Source organism: Streptomyces sp. SID3343 (genome assembly GCF_009865215.1).
GTDB lineage: Bacteria > Actinomycetota > Actinomycetes > Streptomycetales > Streptomycetaceae > Embleya.
In genome coordinates, this window is sequence record NZ_WWJX01000036.1 from 1 (window position 1) to 9,190 (window position 9,190).

General features: G+C 70.6%; 8 protein-coding genes. 4 read left to right on the top strand and 4 right to left on the bottom strand.

Annotation, left to right across the window (positions count from 1 at the left end):
- A partial coding sequence (gene murF / locus GT354_RS01080) for a UDP-N-acetylmuramoyl-tripeptide--D-alanyl-D-alanine ligase (RefSeq protein ID WP_161354236.1) occupies positions 1-1,382 on the bottom strand: 1,382 nt, incomplete at its 3' end.
- Positions 1,383-1,743: 361 nt separating this feature from the next.
- Here murF and nadE point away from each other — a divergent pair.
- On the top strand, positions 1,744-2,586 hold the full coding sequence (gene nadE, locus GT354_RS01085; RefSeq protein ID WP_161354237.1) for an ammonia-dependent NAD(+) synthetase: 843 nt from the start codon (positions 1,744-1,746) through the stop codon (positions 2,584-2,586).
- A 53-nt stretch (positions 2,587-2,639) separates the two neighbouring features.
- On the opposite strand, the gene GT354_RS01090 is transcribed toward nadE, so the two are convergent.
- Positions 2,640-3,290, bottom strand: a complete 651-nt coding sequence (locus tag GT354_RS01090) for a class I SAM-dependent methyltransferase (RefSeq protein WP_161354238.1) — start codon at positions 3,288-3,290, stop codon at positions 2,640-2,642.
- A 195-nt stretch (positions 3,291-3,485) separates the two neighbouring features.
- Positions 3,486-3,938 (bottom strand): MarR family transcriptional regulator, encoded by a 453-nt coding sequence (locus GT354_RS01095; protein WP_161354239.1) that lies wholly within the window; start codon positions 3,936-3,938, stop codon positions 3,486-3,488.
- 214 nt (positions 3,939-4,152) lie between these two features.
- Here GT354_RS01095 and GT354_RS01100 point away from each other — a divergent pair, with 214 nt between their 5' ends.
- Positions 4,153-5,613: an MFS transporter gene (locus GT354_RS01100; protein ID WP_161354240.1), complete on the top strand. Its 1,461-nt coding sequence runs from the start codon at positions 4,153-4,155 to the stop codon at positions 5,611-5,613.
- 386 nt (positions 5,614-5,999) lie between these two features.
- The gene (locus tag GT354_RS01105; protein ID WP_161354241.1) at positions 6,000-6,875 is read left to right on the top strand and encodes an endo alpha-1,4 polygalactosaminidase; all 876 of its coding nucleotides are present in this window, start codon (positions 6,000-6,002) and stop codon (positions 6,873-6,875) included.
- A gap of 177 nt (positions 6,876-7,052) precedes the next feature.
- Here the strand turns inward: GT354_RS01105 and GT354_RS01110 are convergent, their stop codons facing one another.
- The gene (locus GT354_RS01110; RefSeq protein ID WP_161354242.1) at positions 7,053-7,469 is read right to left on the bottom strand and encodes a Fur family transcriptional regulator; all 417 of its coding nucleotides are present in this window, start codon (positions 7,467-7,469) and stop codon (positions 7,053-7,055) included.
- Positions 7,470-7,825: 356 nt separating this feature from the next.
- Here GT354_RS01110 and GT354_RS01115 point away from each other — a divergent pair.
- The coding region (locus GT354_RS01115; protein ID WP_346011780.1) for a peroxidase family protein at positions 7,826-9,190 on the top strand (1,365 nt) is incomplete at its 3' end.

Consider the following 9,190-nt stretch of genomic DNA (forward strand, 5'->3'; position numbering starts at 1 on the left):
GGTTCGGCGTGCAGGATGTTCGCGAACTTCTCCAGGCCGACCGACTTGGACGCCTTCACCAAGACGACGTCGCCGCTCGTGAGCAGCCGATTCAGCAGCGGCAACAGCACGTCCGGGTCGTCGGCCGATTCGATGCGCAGCGTCGAGGACGAGCGCGCGGCGTCGGCGAGCGCGGTCATCTCGGCGGTGGTGCCGACGGTGACCAGGACGTCGATGCCCAGGGCACCGACACGCCGGCCGATGTCGGCGTGGGCGGCCTCGGCGGTGTCGCCGAGTTCCTTCATCTCACCCAGTACGGCGACGGTCCTGCGGTCCCCGGCGAGGGCGACGAGGGTTTCGAGGCCGGCGCGCGTGGACTCGGAGTTGGCGTTGAACGCGTCGTTGACGATCGTCACGCCGTCCGCGCGTTCCAGGACCTGGAGCCGGCCGGCCGATACCGGTTCGGCGGCGGACAGTGCCTCGGCGATGCGTTCGGTGTCCATGCCCAGGGCGTGCGCGGTCGCGGCGACGGCGAGGGCGTTGTGCACCTGGTGGGCGCCGAGCAAACGCAGTCTCACGGGGGCGGATCCGGTGGGGGTGTGCAGGGTGAAGGACGCGCGGCCCGCGATCGACGCGATGTCGCCGGCGCGGACGTCGGCGCTGTCGCCGGTGCCGTACATCACGACCGCGGCGCCGGTCCGGCCGGCCATCGCGGCCACGAATTCGTCGTCGGCGTTGAGCACCGCGACACCGCCCTCGGCGGCGGAAGGCAGTGCTTCGACGAGTTCGCCCTTGGCCGTCGCGATCGCCTCCCGGCCGCCGAACTCCCCGATGTGGGCCGAGCCGACGTTGAGGACGACGCCGATCCGCGGCGGCGTCAGCGACGCGAGGTAGGCGATGTCGCCCCGGTGGCGGGCGCCCATCTCCAGGACGAGGTAGCGGGTGGACTCCGCGGTACGCAGCACCGTCAGCGGCAGGCCGATCTCGGTGTTGAACGATCCGGGCGTGGCGACGGTCTCCCCGTGGCGGGCCAGGACCTGGGCGAGGAGGTCCTTGGTGCTGGTCTTCCCGGCGGACCCGGTGAGTGCGACCACCTGCGCCCCGGTGCGGGTCAGGACGTGCCGGGCGAGGCGGCCGAGCGCGGCGGTGACGTCGGGGACGACGACGGCGGGCACTCCCACCGGGCGCGCGGCCAGCACGCAGACGGCGCCGTTGGCCGTCGCCGTTTCGACGAACTCGTGTCCGTCCACCCGGGCGCCGGCGACCGCCACGAACATGCCGCCCGGGCCGACCTCGCGGGAGTCGCTGGCACTGCGACCGGTCACCCGCAGGTGCGGGTCGGGGGCATCGTGGACGGTGCCACCGGTCGCTTCGGCGATCTCGGCGAGGGTCAGCGAAATCATGCGTGGTCCTTGTCGCGTCAGGCGGCGGTCTCCCGCACGCTCGTCGAGGCGTTCGGTACGGGGACGGGCAGGTCACATCGTACGCGGGCCGGGTCGGCACCTCGCGAAGCAAGACCCCGACGACACCCGACCACCGACCCGAGCCCGACCACCTGCCCGGCCCCCGCCATCGACCACCTACCCGGCCCCCCGCCACCGACCACCTGCCCGACCACCCGGTGCCCGACCGTCGGCCCGCGCGACCCGGCCGCCGATTCCCGAGACCCGACAGCCGACACTCCACACCCGACTTCCGACACCCGACATCCATCGCCTTCGGGTCGCTCCGCCGGTCGATTCCGGCCGCCGGTACAGTACGTGGATGGCGAACGTACGGGACCAGATCCTCGCTGAACTTGGCGTCAAGACGACCATTGTTCCCAAAGTCGAAATCCGGCAACGGGTCGACTTCCTCAAGGACTACCTGCGGTCGACCCCGGCCAAGGGTTTCGTGCTCGGGATCAGTGGCGGCCAGGACAGTACGCTCGCCGGCCGGTTGTGCGAACTCGCCGCCGAGGAGTTGCGTGCCGAAGGGCACGACGCGACCTTCGTCGCGGTGCGGCTGCCCTACGGGGTGCAGGCCGACGAACACGATGCGCAGATCGCGCTGGAGTTCGTCCGGCCCGACCGATCGCTCGCGGTGAACGTCAAGCCGAGCGCGGACGCGGTCTCCGCCGAGGCGGCGCTCGGCTTGCGCGAACTGCTCGGCGACGAGATCCGACTGCGGGACTTCGTGCGCGGCAACATCAAGGCGCGTGAACGCATGGTGATCCAGTACGCGATCGCCGGACAGCTGAGCCTGCTCGTCGTGGGTACCGACCACGCGGCCGAGGCGGTGACCGGCTTCTTCACCAAGTACGGCGACGGCGGTGTCGACATCACCCCGTTGACCGGGCTGACCAAGCGCCAAGGGGCCGCCCTGCTCCAGGAGTTGGGCGCACCGCCGAGCACGTGGAAGAAGGTGCCGACCGCCGACCTGGAGGACGACCGGCCCGCGCTGCCCGACGAGGAGGCCCTGGGCCTGACGTACCACCAGATCGACGACTACCTGGAAGGCGTGGACATCGCGCCGGAACTGGTGGCCAAGGTGGAATCGGGATACCTCGCGACCCGGCACAAGCGGGCCGTCCCCGTCACTCCCCTCGACGACTGGTGGCGGGGCTGAGTTCTCCCCGCTTCCCCGGTGAGGGCGTGGCGCCGCCCGTGTGACGGTCGGCGTCAGCCGAGGCGGCGGACGGCGACGACCGTGTCGGTCACCGCGGCGGTCTGCCCGTCGGGGCCGGTGGCCTCGCGCACCGGCCGGGCGAGGCGTTCGGCGGTCCATCCGGCCGGGTCGAGGGCGAGTTCGTCGTGGATGTCCTCGGGGCTGGGAAAACGGGTGTCTGGGTCGGAGTTCCACGCCCACGGGCGTACCGAGCCGTGATCGACGACGAGCAGGATCCCGCCCGGGGTGAGCGCGTGCGCGGCTCGGCGCAGAACGTCGGCGCGGGGGAGGGCGAACGGGGTCTCGAAGTACTGGGCGGACACGAGGTCGAAGGTACCGGCGGGGAACGTGGCGGCGAGATCGTGGCGCTCGGTGGTGACCCGGTCGGCGACCCCGGCTTCGGCGGCGTGGCGTGCGGTGCGCTCGAGCGCGGTGGGGGCGATGTCGACCGCCGTGACCTGCCAGCCCCACACGGCCAGCCAGACCGCGTCGCCGCCCTCGCCGCAGCCCAGGTCCAGCGCCCTGCCGGGGGTCAGCCGGTCGGCGGTTTCGGCGAGCAGCGGATTGGGGGCGCCCCTCCACAGCTTGTCCCGCCCGCTGTAGAGGTCCTCCCAAAAGCGCGCGGCCTCGTCGGCGGCGTGAGGGTCGTGGATGTGGTGGTTCATACGGGTTTCCGTTCGCGTTGTCGGGCACGGCGGCCGAAGGGCCCGGGTCGGGGCAGGCGACGGCTCTCGTCGTCGTGACTCGACGACCGGGACGCGTCGTCCCGGTGGCCCGCCGTCTTCGGCAGCATGCGACCTGCTCCGCGTCACCGGCAAGGAAACATGCCGTTTCGGCAAGGCGTGGCCGACCCTCGACGGTCAGGGGCGCGGCCAGGGCTGACCGGAGAGCCGCTCGACGGCGATGTTGAAGCGCCGCAGGTAGGCGGCGAAGGTGGCGACGTCCTCGGGGGTCCAGTCGTCGAGCACCTTGTCCAGGCCGCGGACCATCTCCTCGCGCTCGTCGTCGAGGCGGTGCTCGCCCTCGTCGGTGATGCGGAACTTGCGGGCGATGCCGCCGTCGGAGTCGGGGATGCGTTCGAGGAGCCCGGCCCCGATCAGGGCGGCGGTCTTGCGGTTGAGCGTGGATGCGTCCAGCCCGAACACGTCGCTCAACTGCCGGATCGACATGGGGCCTTCCATGCGGATGCGGCTCAGCAGGACGTAGGCGCTGCGCTCCAGGTGGCCCTCGTCGCCCTTTGCGCGGGCGGTCATGTGCGCCTGTCGTCCGAGCAGCATGGTCTCGTACTCGATCAGGTCCGCGGGCTTGTCCATGCCGGTTCCTCCTCCGATCCCGTTCCCGGCCGCGATGTCGTCTCCTCGCGTTCGGGCGCGTCGGCGCGACTCCACACCTCTTGTGCATCCTACACATCATGTGCTAACAGCACGCAATGTGTGCCATGCACATAATGTGTACTGTGCATATGATGTGTGCCCTGCACATCACGTGCACCGCGCACACTCCTCCGACAGAAACCGGGGACCCCCCGTGGCCAGTACCACTCCGCCCACCAGGCCCGGCGTCATCGTCGGCGTCCTGGCGCTCGCGGGCATCGCCGCATCGCTCATGCAGACCCTGGTGGTCCCGCTGATCGGCCAACTGCCGCAGCTCCTGGACACCACCCCCGCCGATGCCACCTGGGCCGTGACGGTCACGCTCCTGGCCGCGGCGGTGGCCACGCCGGTCACCGGCCGGCTCGGTGACCTGTACGGCAAACGCCGCATGCTGCTGGTGTGCGCGGCGCCGTTGATCACCGGATCGGTGGTCTGCGCACTCGCCGGCTCGCTGCTGCCGATGATCGTCGGCCGCGCCCTCCAGGGCATCGGCGCCGGCATGGTCCCGCTGGGCATCAGCGTCCTGCGCGACCTGTTGCCGCCCGAACGCCTCGGCTCGGCCATCGCGTTGATCAGCGCGTCCATGGGGATCGGCGGCGCGCTCGGCCTGCCGATCTCGGCGGCCGTCGCCGAGAACGCCGACTGGCGGGTGCTGTTCTGGGGCGCTGCCGCGCTCAGCACGCTCGTCGCCGCCTTGATCTGGCTGAAACTGCCCGCCACCCCCGCCAGGGCCGTCGGGGGATTCGACGTCGTCGGGGCGATCGGCCTCGGGGTGGGCCTGGTCGGCCTGCTGCTGGGAGTCTCCAAGGGGGCCGTCTGGGGGTGGGGCAGCCCCGCCACCGTGGGTCTGCTCGTGGCGTCGCCGGTCGTCCTGCTGGTGTGGGGGCGGTGGGAACTGCGGACGAAGGACCCGCTGGTCAACCTGCGGGTGACCGCGCGTCGACAGGTGCTGCTCACCAACCTGGCGTCGGTCGTCCTCGGCTTCTCGATGTACGCCCAGGCGCTCATCCTGCCGCAGTTGCTACAGCTGCCTTCGGCGACGGGATTCGGCCTGGGCCAGTCGATGTTGGCGATGGGCCTGTGGATGGCTCCCTCGGGACTGATGATGATGGCGTTGTCGCCACTGGGCGCGAAGCTGTCGGCCGCGCGCGGCCCCAAGGTCACGCTGGTCGTCGGCAGCCTGGTGATGGCCCTGGGATACGGATCCTCGATCGCCCTGCTGGGGTCGACGTGGGGCGTCATGACCGTCACGTGCATCTGCAACGTGGGCCTCGGTCTGGCCTACGGCGCGATGCCCGCGCTGATCATGGGCGCGGTGCCGGAATCCGAGACCGGCTCGGCCAACAGCTTCAACACGCTGATGCGTTCCATCGGCACGTCGGTATCGGCCGCGGTGGTCGGGGTCGTCCTGTCCCAGATGACGATCGATCTCGGCGGACGCACCCTCCCCTCGGAGTCCGCCTTCCGCACGGGCATGATGATCGGCTGCGTCGTCGCGATCGTCGCCGCCGCCATCGCCGCGACCATCCCGGGACGCCCCTCCGAGCGTGGGATCGGCAAGCCCGCCGACGACCAACCCCCCGTCACCGAGCCCCCCGTCGCGTCGCTGACCTGAGGGAGCGGCCGAACCGCCGCGGCGGACCGGCGAGTTCACGCCGTCGCGGCCGGCCGGATGGGGCGCGCCGAGATGCGCACGGCGCGCAGATCCCGACACGCGTGCGAGCTTTTCCGCGCATTCGTACACCCTGGCGTGTCCGGAACACGCAGGCAGCGCGTATTCGTTCCGTCGGCACGTGACATCCGCTGAGCGCTGTGCGCACGGACGATCCCTTGACACGCCGAATATTGCTCGATTGACTGCTGCGGCGCCGTGGCACAGCGATCGGCGTGAAAGGTACGCCCAGCCGGTAGGCGGCGTGAGGCCGCGAGTCCGGACAAAGTCGCCAGGGTGCCCGCGGGCCTCCGAGGCGGGGACGTATCCTCCGTACCTGGAGTTCGATGATGAACACCCTCCTCCCGCGCTCGGCGCGACGTCTCGTCACGTCGGTGGCAGCCACCGCGGCGGTCGCGGGCTCCCTGTTCCTGTTCCCGCCGACATCCGCACAAGCGGACACGGACACGGACGCGGACCCGGACCCGGGCACGTCGGCGAACGCGACCGCCGCCGCCGTCGCGTTGCCCCCGGCGCACGCGAACTTCGACTATCAGATCGGCGGCGCCTACACCCCGCCGACCGGGGTCAAGGTGGTCTCGCGCGACCACACGGCCGCGCCCGCGCAGGGGATCTACAACATCTGTTACGTCAACGCCTTCCAGACTCAGCGGGGCGCCGAAAAGGAGTGGCGCGACGACCTGTTGCTGCGGCGCGACGACGGCACGGTCGTCTACGACGGCTTCTGGAAAGAGGCGCTGCTCGACCTGCGCACCCCCGAGAAGCGCAGCGCCGTCGCCGAGAAGGTGAACGGCTGGATCGACGAGTGCGCGAACAAGGGCTTCCAGGCCGTCGAGCCCGACAATTACGACAGCTTCACCCGCTCGGACGACCTGCTCACCGACGCCGACGCCAAGGCGTACATCACGCTGCTCTCCGAGCACACGCACAAGCGGGGCCTGGCCATCGCGCAGAAGAACACCTCCGAGCTGTCCGAGGATCGGGCGACGACGGGACTCGACTTCGCCATCGCCGAGGAGTGCGGCCAGAACAACGAATGCGGCGACTACACCAAGGCGTTCGGCAACCACGTGATCGCGATCGAGTACACCTCGAAGGGCCTGTCCACCGCCTGTAGGAAGTGGGGCGACTCGCTGAGCGTCGTCCGCCGCGACCTCGACGTCGTCCCGGTCGGGACGAAGGGCTACGTACGCCAGACCTGCTGATCCGCCGTCCCACTCCGCCGGCCCGACATCGCGATCCGTTCGGATCCGGTGTCGGGCCGCGCCGTTTACCCGGTCGGCGAAGCCGGTTCCGATCACGGCTGCGGCCGTGGTTCCGAACGTCTGGTCGTCACCCGGTCGGGTGTCTGCCGCGCGTTCCCCGCGACCGCGACGAGGACCTCAGGTCCGGGCGCAGGACGGGCACAGTCCTCGGTAGGTGACCTCGGCCTCGGTCACCGTGAAGCCGAAGCGTTCCTCCGCCGGGAGGTCGGCCAGCGCACTGCCGGTGGGGTGGACGTCGCGGACGATCCCGCAGCCGGAGCACACCAGGTGCTGGTGCGGGTGGTGCGCGTTGGGGTCGTAGCGCTTGGCGCGGCCGTCGGTGGCGACCTCGATGACCTCACCGAGGGAGACCAGTTCGCCCAAGGCGTTGTAGACCGTCGCCCGGGAGATCTCGGGCAACCGCTGCGCCGCGCGGGCGTGCACTTCGTCGGCCGTCAGATGCACGTGGTCGCCGTCGAGGACCTCCGCGACGACACGCCGCTGGGAGGTCATCCGCCAGCCGCGCTCGCGCAGTCGCTCCAGCAGATCGCTCATATCGGACCACCTATTCAGGCTCGGCGGGGTGCCCCCGAAGTTTACCGGTGGACGTTCGGGTTCCGGTTGTATATGGGCTTGTCGTACATCTTGACTTGGACTCTGTCCATCGTAGGATCGGTTCCGGTGATAGCCAAGGGGCGGTCGGCAACCAGGGCAGGAGACCGAGACGTACGGGACCACCACCGAGGAGCCACGTGCTGCCGGCCCGCAGGCGAGCGCGCCACGCGTTACGTCGCCGGACATCGTCCGGGCGAGCGACCACCCGACGTCGCGCCGGCCGCTCCACCGCCCCAGGTTCCCGAGCACCGTGATGTTCCCGAGCACCGTGATTCGCCTGGTCCGGAAGGAATCCCATGTCTGAGAACCATGATGCAATCGTCGTAGACGCGAAGACGGAGGGCGGAGGTGGCTGCCCGGTCGCGCGCGCACCGCACCCGACGCAGGGCGGCGGAAACCGTCAGTGGTGGCCGGAGCGGCTCAACCTGAGGATTCTGGCCACGAACCCCGCCGTGGCCAACCCCTTCGGCGAGGACTTCGACTATGCCGAGGCGTTCGACAGCCTCGATCTCCCCGCGGTCAAGCGGGACATCGCCGAGGTGCTGACGACTTCGCAGGACTGGTGGCCGGCGGACTTCGGCAACTACGGCCCGCTGATGATCCGCATGGCGTGGCACAGTGCGGGGACCTACCGGATCAGCGACGGCCGCGGTGGCGCCGGGGCCGGTCAGCAGCGCTTCGCGCCCCTGAACAGCTGGCCGGACAACGCGAGCCTGGACAAGGCGCGCCGGCTGCTGTGGCCGGTCAAGAAGAAGTACGGCCGCAACCTGTCGTGGGCCGACCTGCTGGTCCTCACCGGCAACGTCGCCCTGGAGACGATGGGCTTCGAGACGTTCGGCTTCGGCGGCGGTCGCGCGGACGTGTGGGAGGCCGACGAGGACGTCTACTGGGGCCCCGAGACGACCTGGCTCGGCGACGAGCGTTACACCGGCGACCGGGACCTGGAAAACCCGCTCGGCGCGGTCCAGATGGGCCTGATCTACGTCAACCCCGAGGGCCCGAACGGGAACCCCGACCCGCTGGCCGCGGCCCGCGACATCCGTGAGACGTTCCGCCGGATGGCGATGAACGACGAGGAGACGGTCGCCCTGATCGCGGGCGGTCACACGTTCGGCAAGACGCACGGCGCCGGCCCCGCCGACAGCGTCGGCCCCGACCCCGAGGCAGCGCCGCTCGAACAGCAGGGCCTGGGGTGGAAGAACTCCTTCGGCACCGGCAAGGGTGGCGACGCGATCACCAGCGGTCTGGAAGGCACCTGGACGAACACGCCGACGACGTGGGACAACAGCTTCTTCGAGATCCTGTTCGGCCACGAGTGGGAGCTGTTCAAGAGCCCGGCCGGCGCGCACCAGTGGCGGCCGAAGAACGGTGGCGGGGCGGGTACGGTGCCCGACGCCCACGACCCGTCGAAGACGCACGCGCCGACGATGCTGACCACCGACCTCTCGCTCCGGATCGACCCGGCCTACGAGCAGATCTCCCGCCGCTTCCTGGAGAACCCCGACGCGTTCGCGGACGCCTTCGCCCGCGCGTGGTTCAAGCTGACCCACCGCGACATGGGCCCGGTCGTGCGCTACCTCGGTCCCGAGGTGCCGAGCGAGACGCTGCTGTGGCAGGACCCCCTGCCCGCGGTGACGCACGGGCTCGTCGACGACACGGAC